The following is an 18134-nucleotide window of genomic DNA, read 5'->3' as shown; positions in this document are numbered from 1 at the left end:
CAATTGACAACTACACTAATCTATCAACTTTTTTCTAACTTGTCAAGAGGTTTTTTTAAAAAAACAACTGAAGATATAAAGCTCTTCAGTTGCTTAAACGGTTAATCGCTAACACTAAAGCGATTGGTCATAAGGTTGCTTGTATCTTGTAAAATCGTATTGAGAAGGTCTTGAGTTTTGGCTTGAATATAATCACTCATGGCTTGATTTTCAGCTTCAAAATCGATACTATATCCCTCAGAAACCCTACTATCAACACTGTTTAGCATAGCATGGCCTTGCGCCATTGTCTCTTCTATATAGCTAGATAATGTGGCTTCATGATGTGCAAAATGAGCATCTGCTAGTGCTGCAATTAGGCGAGTTTGCCAATAAAAACTACTTGTTGAAACATCTCTGCTAGTCTCTTTAACATAGCGAGGTGTATCTGTGACTTGCGTAAAAAATGGTACAGCTGTAGCAAATGGCATAGAGCCATAGGACAACCACTGAATCCCTGTTGTCTCTGGGCTTTTATGAGGTCTAAGTTGTAAAATAGCCGTTTGGCCTGTCCGATTGATACCAATAGGTCTAAAAAGACGACGACTGATAGCATCACCTGTCTGTCCGTAAGGGTCAAATGGTGTTCCTTGATAATGGAGACTGAGAACATACTTGATATCTTCTATGGTTATTTTGCGATATGGCTTTTGACACCATGGAATGAAAAAACTATCTGGTTCTTGCACAATCTCAGGATTTAAAAAACGTTGAATAGCCCAGCTTCGTGGTGTATTATACGTCCTATCCTTATCTCTCTGACTTCCAAAAGCATAGCGTGGGTTAAAATGTTCATTTGCATAAGTCAGATCAAGGTGGTATGTTTTTATAAACTCTCTTAGATCGCTGCTATACAGGTATTCATCAGGATTGTTAAATTCAAAATAATCAATACCCAATTGATTGGGGTTGGTGACATAAGCATCATCAGGGACACGTCTTGCTATCCAGTGATGCCCGCCAATCGTCTCTAGCCACCAAATCTCATTTTTATCTGAAAAGGCAACGCCATTAGATTCATACGTCCCATATTTTTCTAATAAACTGCCTAGACGCTTGACGCCTTCTTTAGCACTATGGATATATGGTAAAACTAAAGTGAGCATGTCTTCTTCACCAATACCTGAGCTTACCAATGGGTCAGCTCCTAACACACGCGCATTGCTCGTAATTGTCTCAGTGGCACTCATAGCAACATTAGCGCTATTGATTCCCGCCTCTCCCCAAATACCATTATCTCTCAGGGCATCTGGAACTGATGTATAGGACATGGGGTTATCTGGTAATGCTATCTCAAATGAGGATAAGACAGACTGATAGTTCCTTGGTTGCTCTTTAGCGTTTACAAGAACAAATTGCTTAGGCGTAAATTCGCCATTTTGAGAATCCTCTGTACGTGCCACAAGGGTAGATCCGTCATAAGAGGCCTTTTTTCCTACTAAAATCGTCGTACATGACATCATAAATCATCCTTTCTGTGATATTAACCGTTACAAATCGTCTGCAATTTTATTGATTTTTCTGAGGCGATGATTCACACCACTTTTGGTAATAGCTATCTCCATACTATCTGCAATTTGCTGGATAGAATAGTCAGGGTGAGCAACACGAATTTGTGCGACTTGACGCAAGTCACTTGGAAGACTGTCAAAACCCACAGTATCCATGATTTTGATAATGTTATTGATTGTTTTCATACTAGCACTCACTGTCCTAGCGATATTGGCTGTTTCTGCGTTGTTAGCCCTGTTGAGATCATTTCGTGTTTCACGCATGACTTTGATTTCCTCAAAAGCATCCTTTGCCTCTAGCGCACCTACTACCAAAAAGAAATCCATAATATCCTCGGCTTTTTGGAGATAAGTTATGGTGCCTTTTTTACGTGTAATGACCTTAGCATCAAGTAAAAATTTTTGCATAAGGGCTGCTAAATCTTCCGCGTGATCTTGATAGACTGAGAACAATTCCAGCTGATACTTTCCTGATTCTGGATTTCTCACCGTTCCACTTGCTAAAAAAGCACCTTTTAGGTAGGCTCTACCACTCTCATCATCTTTTAAAATATGAGGCTCAATACCTGTTTCAATCCCAAAAAAGGAATCTGCTAGCTGCAAATCATCCAAAATCGTCTCTACGGAGTGATCCAAAAACACCGTATAAACTCTATTTTTTTTCAGATTGGTCTTATAATGATACTTAATATCTGGCTGAATAGCATAATAGTGGTCTAACAAGCTATATATATGACGAGCAATCTTAGCGTTTTCTGTGCTGATAGACAAAGTGAGCCCATCCTTTGCCAAACCTAGACTACCACACATTTTGACAATAGCCGCTAACTCGCTTTTTGTCTTATCAGAGCTTCCTAGTAATTCTTCTTTGACCTTAGTTGTAAAACTCATCCTTTTTTCCTCACCAAGGACATCAATTCCTCCACGACCAAATCTCCGTGGTGAAAAGCTCCGCCTTTTTCCAAACGTAAAAAATTAGAGGAAATGATGCGTTTTGTTTGCTTTTTAAGGGCTTCAAAATCATGCTCTACCTGAACTAGATACTCATCAAAGCTATTTGATATCATATAAGCTTCAGGAACCTTTTCGATATTGACCAAAACAGTGTCAATCACATCACGTCCAAGATGGCGGTTAAGCACTTCCACATGATCAGCATCACTAAAATGCTCTGTCTCACCTCGTTGTGTCATGATATTACAGACATAAGCGACCTGTGCTGGTGTGTCAAGAAGCGCCTGACGAATTTCAGGGATCACTAAATTAGGCAAAATAGATGTAAACAGAGAGCCTGGTCCTAAGACAATCATATCACTTGTCATAATCGCCTCAACCACCTTACGACTGGCTCTTGGCTTTTCATTATTGTAAGTGTTTGTCACAAAAACATGATCAATCATACCTTGATAGTCCGCAATATGACTCTCACCTATAACCTCATGTCCATCTTTAAAGATAGCATGAAGGGTCAGTGGTTGCTCACTAGAGGGGAAAATCTTACCCGAGATATGGAAAAACTTGGTTAAGATCTGCATGGCATTATAGGTAGATCCCTGCATTTCTGAAAGGCCAGCAATGATAAGATTGCCAAGAGGATGTCCCGCAAAATCGCCATCTCCCTCTGCAAAGCGATATTGAAAAATACGCTCATAAAACTTTGGCATATCACTCATTGCTACCAAGACATTACGCAAATCGCCTGGAGGCGTTAACTGCATACTACCTCGTAAGCGCCCAGAAGAGCCACCATCATCTGCCACAGTGACCACTGCTGTAATATCAGCCTCTTCTAAACGAAGGCTATTAAGGATAACAGGTATGCCTGTCCCGCCACCAATAACGGTAATTTTAGGTTTTTTCATGAGCGATTGACCGTCTCTTTCCGACGATTTTTATCACGATGACTTTCATTAACAGCCCAGCTAGTTTTTAGATCTTGTGCTAAACGGTGAGCAAAAGCTGTACTTCTATGCTGCCCTCCTGTACAACCAATAGCTATGGTTAAAACTGACTTTCCTTCTTTTTGATAACCTGGTAATATAGGCGTTAATAAGGCTAAAAGATGTTGGTAGAAGGCTTCCGATTCAGGACTAGACATGACATAATCATAGACATCTTGATCAAGACCTGTCTTATCCCTTAAATCAGCTTGATAATAAGGGTTTGGCAAAAATCGAACGTCAAACACCAAATCAGCATCTAAAGGCAGCCCATACTTAAAGCCAAAGCTGACAATTTCAATACGAAAGGGTAGCGTATCTTCGGCGTGTGAAAATTGGTCTGAGATCGTTTTTCGTAGCTGGCGTGGGGTCAATTCAGAGGTATCAACCACATTTTGACTCGTACTTTTTAAAGGTGTCAATAACTCACGCTCTAACTTAATACCATCTAAAACACGACCATCAGGAGCCAAAGGGTGGCTTCTTCTAGTTTCCTTGTAGCGTGAAACTAATTCCGTATCAGTCGCATCTAAAAATAAAATCTTAACATTAACGCGTTCGTTGGCTTCAATCTTATCTAAAATAGCTGTGATTTCAGTGAAAAAGAGGCGACTACGCATATCAACGACCAAAGCAACCTTATCCAGCTCCCCTGCTTGCTCAACCAACTCGATAAATTTAGGTACCAAGGTTGGTGGCATATTATCCACCGTAAAATAGCCCAAATCTTCAAAAGATTGAATAGCGACTGTTTTACCTGCTCCACTCATCCCTGTTACAATAACCAAATCAATTGTATGTTTTGACATCGTCTATCCTTTCTATTACTTAACATGCACTCAAGACTCTGTTTCATTATATCATATCTTGTCGCAAACAAAGCTTTATAACATTAAATAGCAAAAAGGCACTTGCTAAACAAGTACCTTTTTTACCTTATCCAAGATAAGCAATTACTTCAATTTCAACTTTAACGTCTTTTGGAAGACGGGAGACCTCCACACAAGAACGTGCTGGAAAATCCGCCTTAAAAGCAGAGGCATAAACAGCATTAAAGGCAGCAAAGTCATTGATATCACTCAAAAAGCACGTTGTTTTGACAATCTTGTCAAAATCACTTCCTGCTTCCTCTAAAATAGCCCCAATATTATCTAAAACCTGCTGGGTTTGCTCTGCAATAGTTTGCCCTACTACTTCTCCTGTCTCTGGTGAGAGTGGCACCTGACCGCTAGCAAAGAGAAAATCGCCTACAATCTTACCTTGAACATACGGTCCAATCGCTTTTGGTGCCTTATCTGTTTTAAGTGTTTTGACCATACACAATCTCCTTAAGTTTAGTTGGGTTCAAAGCCTTCTACAAGAGCTTCTGAGAAGTTCTCCTCAACAATAGCAGCACAATGATCACAAATACGCACATGATAAGGACGCTCAACAACACTCTCATCGACACGACGACAACGCTCACACACCTCACCTTTAGCATGTTCTACACGAAAGGCAACATCCTCCAAAACAAGTGCATCTTCTGGTGCTTTTTCTTCGGTAATAGTCAATTGTGACACAATCAACAGCTGAGCGATGTCACTATCTAAAGTCTCAAGCAAGACCTTAATCTGTGGGCTAACATAAATAGTCAAGTGCGCTTCTAATGATTTACCAATAATTTTGGCATTACGTGCTTCTTCCAAAGCTTTTTGAGCTTGTCCACGCAATGTCATAAAGCTATCCCATTCCTCTAAAATAGCATCTTGATCTGCAAAGACTTGAGCTGTTGGTAACTCTGCTAACTGTACAAATGCTTCTGGCTCAAAGTCAAGATAAGACCAAATTTCTTCAGCTGTATGTGGTAAAATAGGTGTCAATAATTTTGTGATATTAACTAAAATATCATAAAAGACTGTCTGCATTTGACGACGTGCCACGCTATCTTTAGCTTCAATATAGACAACGTCTTTAGCAAAATCAAGATAAAAGGCTGACAAATCCACTGTAATGAAGTTGATTACGGCTTTGTAGATACCCATAAAATCATAATTATCATAAGCATCACGAATAGTTTGTACCAACTGATTAAAGCGAATCAACATATACTTGTCCACAGGACGTAGCTCTTCAAAGCTAAGCGCATGCTCGTTAGGGTTGAAATCAGAAGTATTTGCAATCAAGAAACGCAAAGTATTACGAATTTTACGATAGGTTTCTGATGTTTGCTTGAGGATATCCATAGAGATGCGCACGTCATTACTGGTATCTACACTAGTGACCCACAAACGTAAAATTTCCGCACCAAACTGCTTTTCAACATCACTTGGTAAAATGGTATTGCCCAATGATTTAGACATTTTTTCACCCTTACCATCTAGTGTAAATCCTTGAGAAAGAATCGCTTTATAAGGCGCATGCCCATTAACTGCTACGGAGGTGATCAAAGAAGAGTTGAACCAACCACGATACTGGTCAGAACCTTCAAGATAAAGATCAGCTGGATAGCTGAGGTGATCACGCTCATTCATCACACCATTCCAAGAGGAGCCAGAATCAAACCAAACGTCCATGATATCTGTCTCTTTAGTAAAGAGACCATTTGGTGAGCCTTCATGCGTAAAGCCTTCTGGCAAGAGGTCTTTTGCCTCACGTTCCCACCAGATGATAGAGCCGTGTTTTTCAAATAAATCAGCAACATGATCAGTCACCTCTTTAGTCATAATGGCAGTCCCATCTTCTGCATAAAAGATTGGAAGAGGAACACCCCAAGCCCTTTGACGAGAGATAACCCAGTCACCACGGTCACGAATCATATTGTAAAGACGTGTCTTACCCCATGCAGGTTTAAAGGTTGTTTTTTCAATTTCATCCAAAATATCTTGACGAAATTGTGATACAGAAGCAAACCACTGAGGTACCGCACGCCAAATGATCGGTTTTTTCGTTCTCCAATCAAAAGGATAAGAGTGGGTAATGGTTTCTGTGGCAAGCAGCAAGTCCCCTAATTTATCAATAACAATAGGTGCTACCTTGCCATAAAATTGTCCTGCAAAGTCCTCTCCAGCTAGCTCATTCATAAGACCACGCTCATCTACTGTAACAAAGACTTCAAGACCATATTTGACACCGACATTATAGTCGTCCTCACCAAATCCTGGCGCTGTATGGACAATCCCTGTCCCAGAATCAAGTGTTACATGATCCCCTAACATAACAAGCTCTTCAACATCTTGATCCCACGGATGGTAGGTCGTAATCATCTCAAGCTCTTGTCCTTTGTAGCGTGCTAGCGTCTCAACATCTCCCCATGAAAAGGTCTCAATCAAGCTATCTAATAATCCCTCTGCTACAAGATATTGACGACTGTCGCCTGCTGGCTTAACCACAACATAATCTAAATCAGCACCAACCGTCAAACCACGTGATGCTGTAACGGTAAATGGAGTCGTTGTCCAAACGACAATATATGTATTGGTATCTAGGACACCCTTACCGTCTTTGACTTTATTGGCGTAGTAAAGAGAGGTTGACTCGACATCATGGTATTCAATTTCAGCCTCAGCCAAAGCAGACTCAGATGACCAAGACCAATAGACTGGCTTAGCACCACGGTAGATGTAGCCTTTATCTGCCATTGCACCAAATACACGAATTTGCGCCGCTTCATAATCTGGCGTCAACGTGATATAAGGATTGTCCCAATCAGCTGATACACCGAGGCGTTTAAAGTCCTCTCTTTGCTTATCAACTTGACTAAGTGCATAATCACGGCACATCTCAAGATAAGCGACCATATCCATTTCTTTACGCTTAACACCTTGCTTAGCCAATACTTGCTCGATAGGAAGCCCATGAGTATCCCATCCTGGTACGTAAGGCGCATAAAAGCCTGACATGGATTTTGAGCGGACAATAATATCTTTTGAGATCTTATTCATAGCATGTCCGACATGGATATTACCATTAGCATACGGAGGTCCATCGTGTAGGTGGAAAGATGGTTTTCCTTCATTCAAGGCTTGACGTTTTTGGTAAAGTTTCTCTTCTTGCCATGTCGCTTGCCATTGTGGTTCTTTAGTTGGCAAACCAGCACGCATAGGAAAAGCTGTTTTCCCAAGATTTAAAGTATCTTTTAATTTCATTTCTAACTCCTTTATAAATAAAAAAGCTTTCATCATAAAAGGACGAAAGCTCGTGGTACCACCTTAGTTTAGGAACATAGCTTATTATAGCTAGCTCCCCTTCTGTGACTGATAAGGTTAGTCAAACCTCCTATCTTACTATGTTTCAGATAGAATCCAAGAAAATGATAACAAGTCACCGAGAGGCTGTAAATCTCCCACCATCATCTACTCGCTTTTAACATCATGTGCTTGTTGTGTTTTTCTTATTCACTAATATTTAGTTTAAATGTTTGTGTTTCGTGCAAGCTAGTTTCTTCAGATTGATCTGAGGAAAGGGCATCCGCTGGAGAGATAAGATCTGATTCCGATGTTGCAGATACTTTTTGCTTAATCGTCTCCATCTCATCCACTAATTTATTGCTTTCTTCAACACGGCGTTGCAACTCATCCATCTCCTCTGGTGTAAATTGACGAGTAACATCAAAAGTTGCCATTTCGCTTGTCGCTGGTAAATGCTCATCTAAGACTTTTTCAACGACTTCTTTAAACGTCGCATCTGACTCTTGAACATAAACAGCTGTTGGTTTCAATAATTCTTCCCAATCAGATGACTTAGCCAAGCTAAGTTGACCTTCAATGGAAGCCACCAAGCGCTGATGGAAGACACGTGCTTGACGCTTCAAATCTTCTGTCTCAACAGCAATACGTTTAGCATCATCTGTCGCATCACGAATGATTTGATTGGCCTTAATTTTTGCTTCATCTAACAATTGTTGTGACTCTAAATTAGCACGTCCCAAAAGATTACCTGCTTCGTCATTAGCTGATTTTTTTACTTTTTCAGCTGTTTCTTGTGCCAAGATGACAGACTGGCTAAGTGATTCTTTCATCTCATCAAAATAAGCTACTTTTTCTTCCAAAGCTTTAATCTTGCTCTCGAGATCACGATTAGTACGTGTTAAAGATTCGTATTCCTCGACAACAATATCCAAAAACTCATCCACTTCTTCTTCGTTATAGCCACGAAAGGCACTTTTAAACGTCTTATCTTTAATATCTAATGCAGTCAGCACCATAATTTTCTCCTTATGTACGATTTAATCTCTTTTTAGTATTCAGCAGTGAACTCTCTAATGGTCTTGATAGCGTTCAATGCGTAATTTTTCTCTATTTGATTTTGTATATCCTTGACTAGCTGCGATTTTAAAACGCCCAAAACCACGAACACTTATCAAGTCACCAACACTCACTTGCTCAGATGTCTTTGCAACAGGACTATAATTGAGTTTAACTTTCGACTTTTCAATTAACTGTCCTGCTTGTAAGCGTGATAGCTTAAAGGTTGCTGCAATCAGCTTATCCAACCTTAGACTAGAGACTTGAATCAGCATCTCTTTGGTCGTCTGTTTAGGGATCAGGCGTTCTTCTAGAGGGATTTTCTGCAAACTCACGCCTGCCCTAGCTATTTTAGTAATCGTGCTGAGCGCTTGTTCAGCGACTAGCTTAGTCATGAAAACCTGTGCTTGCCCCTTACCCACTATAATATCCCCAATCAGATGACGCTCAATGCCTAACTGATGAAGACAAGATCCTAAAATTTGAGAATGAGTCAACTGATTAAATTTAGGATTGTAGCGAATCTCTAACAAGCTAAGCTCAAAATCTTCTTTATCAAACTGATAATAATCAGGAGCGATAATCGCTCGCCCGTACTCAAATGTATAGGCACTATTACTATCATAATAAAGTAAATTTGTAGCAGAAGCCAATTGTTTGACAATAGTCAATTGTCGAGGATTTAAAAAATCAGTCACTAAAGGCGTATAGCTCATCTCCACACGACTTATCAAGTCTTCCATCTTGTCAACAAAATCATGCTCATCACGATGAAAATGCTGTAAGATATCCTGTGATGCCATTAAAAAACAACTCCTAGCAACCCTATTAGGAGACGACTGAGTACATTTAAGGCAATCATAACCACCACAATGGTCCAGTCAAGCCCCATAAATTGCAAGTTAAAACGTCTAAAGGGTCTAACTAAAGGTTCAGCAATATTGACAATCAAACGTCCTAACCAAGTTGAATAGGCACCTGGAAACCAAGACAATAGTGCATAAGCCACTAACACATATGAATAAATCTCTATAACTCTTAATAAAATACTAATAATGTATAATAAAAGTCCCATATTAGCGTCTCTTCATATCAAAATCAAAATTTGCTTCCTGAGGAATACTGTGTAGCGCCTCCTCAAGATTCACCGACACAATAGCTGGCGCAAGTAGATAGATGGAGCTACCTACCTTTTGTAGAGAACCACCTAACACTTTACTTGCCCCATCTATAAAGTCTAAGCAACGTCTTGCTTGAGCATCAAGCATGTATTGAAAATCAATCAAAACACAAACATCGTTGTTGAGTAAATCAACAATCTCTTGGGCATCGTCATACTGTTTAGGATACTTAAGAGAAATCGTTAATTGCGGTGTTACTTTATTAGCAGCATGAAGTGCTTTAGGGCTTGGATGCCCTGTTTGCTGATTGCTGAATGTAGCTTCTCGTTGACGATTAGAAGTCGTTTGCGATTGATAGCGTTCAGTTGTTGAATGATTAGTCATAGTTGTTTGTTGTGATGGTTGTGCGCTTTTTTCTGGACGATTATTAGAGGGCTTAGAATGATAGGTTTCTTGATGAGAGAGTTGCTGTTGGTTGGGCAATTGCTCTACCGTATCTTCTACATCATCTATATCACCTGGATCAAAGTAGGTAGCCACCTTGTCCCAGAAATTTTTCCATGCCATACCTTTCTCCTATTCTTTAAAAAATGCTGAGCCAATCCTTACAAAAGTAGCTCCTTCTTGTATAGCGAGGTCATAATCCCCACTCATTCCCATGCTAAGCTCTGTAAAAGGCATGCGCTCAAATTTCAAGTCATGCAGACGGCGATTTAAAAGTTGTGCTTTATGAAAAATCTGCCTTATCTCTTCTTTAGAGGCTTCAAGAGGTGCCATAGTCATGAGCCCAACAAGCTCAATCTTATCTAAGGGTTTCAACTCCTCGATAACCGCATCGATAGCATCTTCTGAAAAGCCATGCTTGCTTTCTTCACCTGAGATGTTGACCTGTAAGAAACACTTAATCGGCTTCTTAGCTCGTTTTTGAATTTCTTTAGCCAATTTGACAGAGTCAAGAGCATGAAAATAAGCCACGTAATCAATCACATCTTTGACTTTACGCCTTTGAAGTGTCCCGATCAAATGCCAGGTCAAGTTTTCATCTCTAAGTGCTTCATACTTATCTAAGAACTTATCCACTCTATTTTCAGCTATATGCGAAACACCTGTCTTAGCTAATTCTCTAGCACATGAACTATCGACATACTTTGTCACAGCAATAATCGTAACACTCTCAAACGAGCGATTTGCCTCTAGCACCGCTTGTTCGACTTGATGATAGACGGTCTCTTTATTGTCTTTAAGCGTCATGATTAACGATTTTTAAAGAATGGCGGTGTTTCCAACTCATCGTCTGAATCATCTATATCAGAGAAAGTTGACATTTTAAGTTGGTTATCAAGTTCTGCATCAGTCGCACGTGACATATCATTACGACGTAGATCCCAATTTCCAAAAGCGTTTGACGCTTGGGTTTGACTTTGAGTCTGTTGTGTTCTTGGCATCTCACGTGTCGTAGGCATATCAAAATTTTGTTGACGATCAAAAGTTGAATTTTGACGTGTTTCTTGAGCGTACTGAGCGCCTGCTGCTTGTTGCGCATTAGGACGATTAGATGAGCTTGGCGTATTTTTTTCTTTACGTACACCAGTAGCAACGACTGTAACACGAATTTCATCTTTCATGTCCATATCAATAGACGTACCAAGCCAGATATTAACCCCTTTACCTGCTGCTTGACCGACAATCTCAGACGCTTCTTCAGCCTCAGTCAACGTCATATCCATACCGCCTGTTACGTTGACAATCACATCTTGAGCTCCATCGATAGTTGTCTCAAGAAGTGGTGAATAAATAGCTTTACGAGCAGCTTCTGTAATACGCTCCTCACCTGAACCAATCCCAATTCCCATAAGAGCATTGCCTTTGTTAGCCATAACTGTTTTGACATCAGCAAAGTCCAAATTGATAAGACCTGGGTTTGTAATAAGGTCTGTAATTCCTTGAACACCTTGACGAAGAACGTTGTCAGCTTCACTAAGCGCTTCAAGAAGAGGTGTTTTCTTATCAACAATTTCTAATAAATTATTGTTAGAAATAATCAACAAAGTATCCACTTGCTCGCGCAACTCGTCGATACCTTCCATAGCAAAAGCACCACGTTTATTTCCTTCAAAGCCAAAAGGACGTGTCACCACGGCTACTGTAAGGGCTCCTAGGCTCTTGGCGATACGAGCAATGACAGGTGCCGCACCAGTACCAGATCCTCCACCCATACCAGCTGTGATAAAGACCATATCAGCACCAGTCAAGGCTTCTGTCAAGATTTCTTCGCTTTCTTCAGCTGCCTTACGACCAACCTCAGGTTGACCTCCAGCACCCAAACCACGTGTCAACTTAGGACCAAGCTGGATTACTGTTTCTGCTTTTGAACTTGAGAGGGCTTGTACATCGGTATTGGCTGCAATAAATTCAACACCAGCTACCCCTTCATCAATCATGCGGTTGATGGCATTACCGCCACCGCCACCAACACCAATTACCTTAATCACTGCACCTTGTACAGATGCTGAATCAAATGAAAATGTCATTGTTTTTCCTCACTTAATCAATTAGTCAAACATACTTCCAAATACATTGCGCACACGCTCTGACAATTTTGGTTTATTATCCACTTTTTTATCTTGTCTTGGCTCAGACACAGGTAGTGGATGCATACCGTCATTGACTGAAGAGAGTGGCTCCTTTGGTGTACTATAATCTGGTAGCGGAGCTGTCGTGTAGTTAGGACGACTTGACTCAACAGTTGTGCCAAAATCAATCGGCTTACGGCGCAATAACTCCTCACCAGAAACCGCAGCCTGTGAAATCATGTCCACTTCAGACATAGTACTCACATACTCTACAATACTAATCACATTCGCAAACATAGGGTTTCTGATACCGACTTGATTAGGAACATGCAATTTGACAGAGATTCCTAAGACCTCTTGTGCGACTTCAACGATACCTGGCATAATCGCGCCACCACCGACTAATATCACACCTCCAGGAAGATCAATCAAGCGACCTCGCTCTAAGTCCTGCTTGACACGATCTAAGATATGGCGAATACGAGCCGAAATCACTTCAGACAAGAAACGCTCGCTAACTTCAATAGGTTCATCGCTACCAACCACATCAACCATAACCGTCTCGCCCTCATTTGAGTCAACAATATTGGCTTGACCAAAGTTGAACTTCAAAGATTCAGCTGTCTGCATAGACGTCTTTAAGACTTTTGAGATGTCTTTTGTAACGTAGTCGCCACCTTCTGGGTAGGTGTTGGTATATTGCAATTCTTGAGCACGCATAGAGGCAACTGTAGTCTGTCCACCACCCATATCAATCACTGTTGTACCAAACTCACGCTCTCCTTCATTGAGAACAGATTTTGCCATGGCTAGCGGTGTTATGATGATATTTTCAGTCTTAATGCCTGCACGTTCAACTGTCTTACGTAAATTATGTAAAATAGTTGTCGGTCCTGTGTAGATAAGCCCACGCATCTCTAAGCGAATCCCCATCATTCCTCGTGGATCGCGTATGCCTTGAAAGCCATCAACGATGAACTCTTCTGGAATTAAAGAAATCACTTCACGCTCTGGTGTGATACTCTTTGTTAGAGCGGATTTGACAACACTCTCAACATCTTCATCTTTGATTTCCTTTGATTCACTTGTGACTGGAATCATCCCTTGTGTTGGCTCAATTTGCAACAGATTGGCAGGCAAGCCAACATTGACTTGCTCAATTCTGATACCTGCTTTTTCTTCTGCTTGATTGACCGCTGCACGGATAGACTCTGCTGCAGCCTCAATATCAACAATAATACCGTCTTTTACTCCTGTACTGGCGACATTGCTCACTCCGATAACATTCATCTCGCCAGAAATTAGTTCTGCTACCAAGACTTTTATCGAGCTTGTTCCAATATCCAAACCAGTAAAAAAGCCATTTCTAGCCATTTACTCGACCTCTCTCTTCTCTACATTCTATACTATAATCAAAATTCTGCCGCTTAAACAGAGTTATTCAGAAAATATTATACCATAAAAGGACGTAAAAAGTTCATTTTTACGTTTTTTGTTTTATATTTTTACAAGAAATAAGCTCACTGACCCCCTCTAAGATTTTAAAAGAGCTTATTGTTGTGGTGTTTGCTGCTGTGTCTCTTGATTGGCTGCTTCTATATTAGCGGCCTCTTCTTCAGGTGTTTCCTGAGCTTCTTGGGCCTGGTTGTTTTGAGCTTCAGCACTTGTATCATCACTTATGTCAGCGCTAGTATCTTGTGTTTGAGTTTCTGTGTTTTCTTGATTGTCAACACTACTATCTGCTGTTTTAGCTTCTTCAATATCCGAGTTTGTCGCATAAATACCAACCTCCATATCAACAATTGCAGGAGCAGATAGACCAGTCCTAATTTTACTATAATATGGTAATTTACTTGTCAACTCAGACAAAGGAACACGAACGGTGTTGCCGTCACGCATCTCTAAGGTCAATAAATCAGATGTTGATTGTGAGCCTGCTAAACTGATGGACTGAATGCTATCTCGCAGGGAACTATCCAGATGTATAAGGGCTTTAGCTAAACTTGTTAACATGTTATCATCTGTGACAGTGATGATTAAAAAATCTGATGGTAGCTCTGAGCTAGATATTACTGGTGCTTTATCACCATTTGTTAAGACAGGTTGATAGCCTCCATCTGTTGAGATATAACCAAGGACACCGTATTCTTTGACATCTAGACTAAAATCATTTGGAAAATGATAGGTCAACTTAGCCGACTCAACCCAAGGATCTGCCTTTATCAGACGCTCTTCGTATCTATTCGCATATAGTATCAAAGACCAAATGTAGTCTGATGATTGGATATTAGCATCCTTGATGATAGCATCTGATTGACTATGTGTATTTCCTGATACCGTGACTTTCTTTTCTTTGCTATACGGTGAGATGACAAAAAGACATAACAAAATCAGCAAACACAGCCCAATTATCAAAGGCAAAGCTTTTAAAAGGGCTTTTTGCCTAGCTGTTTTAGGCTTTTTGACCTTTACTTTTTTCTCTTTTTTTACTTTTTTCTTCTTTGCTGGCTTCTTGGGCTTTTTTTTAGCTACTTTAGACTCATTATCAGTCTCTTTTGTTGGAGGAGTCTTACCATATAAGGCTAACTTTTCTAGGCGTTCTTCCTCACGTTTTTGCTCTTCTTCTTTAGCTTCTTTTTTCTTTTTCGCTAAAAAATCAAGGTTTCTTTGTTGCCATTCTGTCAATGGTACTTGCGCCTCTTTAGCTTTTGAATCCTCGTTAGCCAGATCCTTTTCTTGCTCTAGGTTCTTTTCAGACATTTACTTTCCTTTTACTGTTTGTAAGATATCATGGTTAAGCAAATCGTAAAAAGCTTCTGGAGTTTTGAGTTCTTGACTTTTAGCCATAGCAGATACATACCTTTCTTTATTGGCTAACAACTCTTCTACGCTAGATTGCACCTGCTCTAAGGTTAAATCTTCTTCTGCCAATTGTTTTGCATAACCTTTTTTTTCAAAATAAGCGGCATTCTCCAACTGATCGCCACGACTTGCTTCGCGTCCCAAAGGAACAATGATATGAAGTTTTTGCATCGCCAACAATTCAAAGATCGTATTTGAACCACCACGTGTCACTACCACATCGGCTAGCTCCATCAAAGGCTGATAAAGATCAGTCACATAATCCACACGATAACAATGCTCTGAGAGGTCATTTAAGCTAGCGTCACCCGTGATATTGATCACATTAAACCTATCTGTCAAAGCCTTATGAGTAGTAACAAAATCATTAAAGACCTTAGCACCTGCCGAACCACCGATAAATAGCAGTGTCGGCAAATGCGAATCAAAAAACTCTTGAATCTTAGCCAAGTCTTCACTGACTGGGAAGGTTTCTGACTTGATTTTTGTGATAGCTCCAACATGCTTGACTTTAGTCAGCCCTTCAGGCTGCTCAAAAGTCGAATACATAGTTGTTGCAAACTTATAAGCAATTTTATTGGCTAAGCCCATGGACAAATCAGACTCATGTACAAAAACAGGAATACCTAAGGTTTTAGCAGCGATAACAGGAGGTACCGCCACAAAGCCACCCTTTGAAAAAAGGGCTTGAGGTCGGATTTTAGCCAAAATAGCCAAGGACTGGGCTACACCAAGACTCACTTTAAAGACATCAAGCATATTTTGCCATGAAAAATAGCGACGGAGCTTGCCAGTAGCAATCGCGTGAAACGTCACGTCATAGCCAGACGCTAAAACCTGCTGATGCTCAATGCCATTTTTATCACCGATATAGTGAACTTCCCAACCATCCTTTAAAAATTTAGGAATCAAGATAAGATTGAGTGTGACGTGACCGACTGTTCCACCACCTGTAAAGACAATTTTTTTAGTCATCTTTTTCTCCTTTTAGAGCTTCAAATGTAGCGATAAACTCATCACCTCGCACTTCAAAGTTAGGATACATATCCCAGCTAGCATTAGCTGGGCTTAGTAAAATCGTATCCCCTGCCTCAGCTTTGGCAAAAGCAGACAGCGTCGCCTCTTTGACATCTTTGGCTTCACTATAAGACACACCTGCCTTATCTGCTGCACGCTTAAGACGCGGAGCTGATTCTCCAATCAGTATCATATGCTTTAAGCCTTTAATATCGCTGACTAAATCATCAAATTCATTGCCCCTATCTAGTCCACCTGCAATTAAGATAAGCTTATCATTATCAAAGCCTGTTAAGGCTTTTTGTGTCGCTAATATATTGGTTGATTTACTGTCATTATAAAAAGCAATGTGATTGATACACCCTAGTGATTGAAGGCGATGCTTAACACCACCAAAATGTGATAAGGTCTCTACGATAGCATCATTGGACACACCTGATAGCTTAGCGACTGCAATCGTTGCCAAAGCGTTTTCGATATTATGACTTCCTGGTACCCCAAGGGCATCCGCTGGCATAATAACATCATCTCTAAAGTACAGATTGCCATTACTCAAGTAAGCACCGTCCACCTTTTCTTTAGTTGAAAAAAGGACAACTGTAGCTTGTGTCTTATGACTAAGTTCTTTGGTAATGTCTTGATTAGCATTTAAAACAATGTAATCATCCTTAGTCATATGGTCTTGAATGTGCCACTTAGCTTCTACGTAGGCCTCAAAACTACCATGATAGTCAATGTGAGTCGGCATAAGATTTGTGATAACTGCTATATGTGGATGAAAAGTCTCAACTCCCATAAGCTGAAAACTAGATAATTCCATAACTAGCTTATCTTTCGCTGTTGCTGTTTGCGCCACTTCACTTGCCGGAAAGCCGATATTACCAGATAGTAGTGCCGATTGACCATCAGCATTTAACACCTCAGCTATCATCGTTGTGGTTGTTGTCTTGCCGTTTGATCCTGTTATAGCGATGATAGGTGCCTCAGAAATCATATAAGCTAGCTCAACTTCTGTAATGACAGGAATCCCTTTATCAAGGGCCTTTTCAACCATTGGATTATCATAGCGAATACCTGGATTTTTAACCATCAATGAAAAGTTTTCATCTAAAAGTTCTAGTGGATGGGAACCACAAATGACCTTAATGCCTTCTTCAAGAAGAGCTTGAGCTGCAGGGTTTTCATCGAAAGCTTTGCCATCATTTACTGTTACAATAGCGCCTAAGTGGCTTAATAGACGTGCTGCTGCTTCGCCTGATTTTGCCAAACCTAGGACTAATATTTTTTGATTTTCAAAGTGTGTGATATGCTTCATTTTTTTATCCAACTTATTTCATAGTTTCTCTTTTATTTTACCTTTAATTACCTTGTTTTTCAAGACATTCCTTTTTCTAAACCGATCTCAGTTTTTCTAGCAGCTTATCGCATCAAAAAAAGAGAGGATTATCTCCTCTCTTTCTAGCTACTGACTAGACTTAGTCTTTTTTGCGACGTTTTTGTCCCAAACCAACCATTCCTAGTAAGAGTGCTCCCATAGCTGCTAAAGCACCGTTAGATTCTTCACCTGTAGAAGGCAATTCTTGCTTCTTAGGTTCTTCTTGTGGCGCTGCTTTGGCAGGCTTCACTTGACTAGGTTGACTAGCAGGTGCTGGACTTGTAGCAGGTTTTGGTTTGACAACATCTTGTGGTTTAGGAATCTTATCTTCTGAAACAGAAGCTTTCACCACCTTAATCGTCACAGTTACTTCATCCTTACTTCCGTCTGGGTAAGTGACAACTACTGTACCTGTCTTGTCGCCTGTACCTGTGGTGTCAACTGGAGTCTTCCATTCGTACTTAGTACCTT

At 40.3% G+C, this 18134-nt stretch carries 17 protein-coding genes; all 17 read right to left on the bottom strand.

What is annotated here, in order from left to right:
* Positions 1-101 precede the first annotated feature (101 nt).
* The gene (locus ACLN19_RS08145) at positions 102-1499 is read right to left on the bottom strand and encodes a C69 family dipeptidase (RefSeq protein WP_413385196.1); all 1398 of its coding nucleotides are present in this window, start codon (positions 1497-1499) and stop codon (positions 102-104) included.
* 30 nt (positions 1500-1529) lie between these two features.
* Entirely contained in the window at positions 1530-2441 is a 912-nt protein-coding gene (gene whiA / locus ACLN19_RS08140) for a DNA-binding protein WhiA (RefSeq protein WP_413385194.1), read from the bottom strand.
* On the bottom strand, positions 2438-3412 hold the full coding sequence (locus tag ACLN19_RS08135) for a YvcK family protein (protein WP_413385192.1): 975 nt from the start codon (positions 3410-3412) through the stop codon (positions 2438-2440). The genes whiA and ACLN19_RS08135 overlap by 4 nt, the downstream gene beginning before the upstream one ends.
* Entirely contained in the window at positions 3409-4299 is an 891-nt protein-coding gene (gene rapZ / locus ACLN19_RS08130; protein ID WP_413385190.1) for an RNase adapter RapZ, read from the bottom strand. The genes ACLN19_RS08135 and rapZ overlap by 4 nt, the downstream gene beginning before the upstream one ends.
* Positions 4300-4426: 127 nt before the next feature.
* The gene (locus tag ACLN19_RS08125) at positions 4427-4807 is read right to left on the bottom strand and encodes a RidA family protein (protein ID WP_413385188.1); all 381 of its coding nucleotides are present in this window, start codon (positions 4805-4807) and stop codon (positions 4427-4429) included.
* 17 nt (positions 4808-4824) lie between these two features.
* The gene (gene ileS / locus ACLN19_RS08120) at positions 4825-7617 is read right to left on the bottom strand and encodes an isoleucine--tRNA ligase (RefSeq protein ID WP_413385186.1); all 2793 of its coding nucleotides are present in this window, start codon (positions 7615-7617) and stop codon (positions 4825-4827) included.
* Positions 7618-7862: 245 nt separating this feature from the next.
* The gene (locus tag ACLN19_RS08115) at positions 7863-8675 is read right to left on the bottom strand and encodes a DivIVA domain-containing protein (protein ID WP_413385184.1); all 813 of its coding nucleotides are present in this window, start codon (positions 8673-8675) and stop codon (positions 7863-7865) included.
* Between the two features lie 54 nt (positions 8676-8729).
* Positions 8730-9518, bottom strand: a complete 789-nt coding sequence (locus ACLN19_RS08110) for a YlmH family RNA-binding protein (protein WP_413385182.1) — start codon at positions 9516-9518, stop codon at positions 8730-8732.
* Positions 9518-9790: a YggT family protein gene (locus ACLN19_RS08105; RefSeq protein ID WP_413385180.1), complete on the bottom strand. Its 273-nt coding sequence runs from the start codon at positions 9788-9790 to the stop codon at positions 9518-9520. The genes ACLN19_RS08110 and ACLN19_RS08105 overlap by 1 nt, the downstream gene beginning before the upstream one ends.
* A 1-nt stretch (position 9791) precedes the next feature.
* Positions 9792-10403 carry a cell division protein SepF gene (locus ACLN19_RS08100; RefSeq protein ID WP_413385178.1) on the bottom strand — a complete coding sequence of 204 codons (612 nt, stop codon included), beginning with the start codon at positions 10401-10403 and terminating at the stop codon, positions 9792-9794.
* Positions 10404-10412: 9 nt separating this feature from the next.
* Entirely contained in the window at positions 10413-11087 is a 675-nt protein-coding gene (locus tag ACLN19_RS08095; RefSeq protein WP_413385175.1) for a YggS family pyridoxal phosphate-dependent enzyme, read from the bottom strand.
* A 2-nt stretch (positions 11088-11089) separates the two neighbouring features.
* On the bottom strand, positions 11090-12367 hold the full coding sequence (ftsZ, locus tag ACLN19_RS08090; RefSeq protein ID WP_413385173.1) for a cell division protein FtsZ: 1278 nt from the start codon (positions 12365-12367) through the stop codon (positions 11090-11092).
* A 21-nt stretch (positions 12368-12388) separates the two neighbouring features.
* Positions 12389-13783, bottom strand: coding sequence for a cell division protein FtsA (ftsA, locus tag ACLN19_RS08085; protein ID WP_413385171.1), 1395 nt, complete (start codon positions 13781-13783; stop codon positions 12389-12391).
* Positions 13784-13960: 177 nt separating this feature from the next.
* Entirely contained in the window at positions 13961-15169 is a 1209-nt protein-coding gene (locus ACLN19_RS08080; protein ID WP_413385169.1) for a cell division protein FtsQ/DivIB, read from the bottom strand.
* Entirely contained in the window at positions 15170-16246 is a 1077-nt protein-coding gene (locus ACLN19_RS08075; protein ID WP_413385167.1) for a UDP-N-acetylglucosamine--N-acetylmuramyl-(pentapeptide) pyrophosphoryl-undecaprenol N-acetylglucosamine transferase, read from the bottom strand.
* Entirely contained in the window at positions 16239-17603 is a 1365-nt protein-coding gene (murD, locus tag ACLN19_RS08070) for a UDP-N-acetylmuramoyl-L-alanine--D-glutamate ligase (RefSeq protein WP_413385165.1), read from the bottom strand. Before murD ends, ACLN19_RS08075 begins: the two co-directional genes overlap by 8 nt.
* 160 nt (positions 17604-17763) lie before the next feature.
* Positions 17764-18134: Rib/alpha-like domain-containing protein (locus tag ACLN19_RS08065; RefSeq protein WP_413385163.1), on the bottom strand; the 371-nt coding region annotated here is incomplete at its 5' end.

Source organism: Streptococcus lishijunsis (assembly GCF_047290665.1).
In the GTDB taxonomy this organism is placed as follows: Bacteria; Bacillota; Bacilli; order Lactobacillales; family Streptococcaceae; genus Streptococcus.
This window is presented reverse-complemented; position numbering and strand designations above follow the sequence as displayed.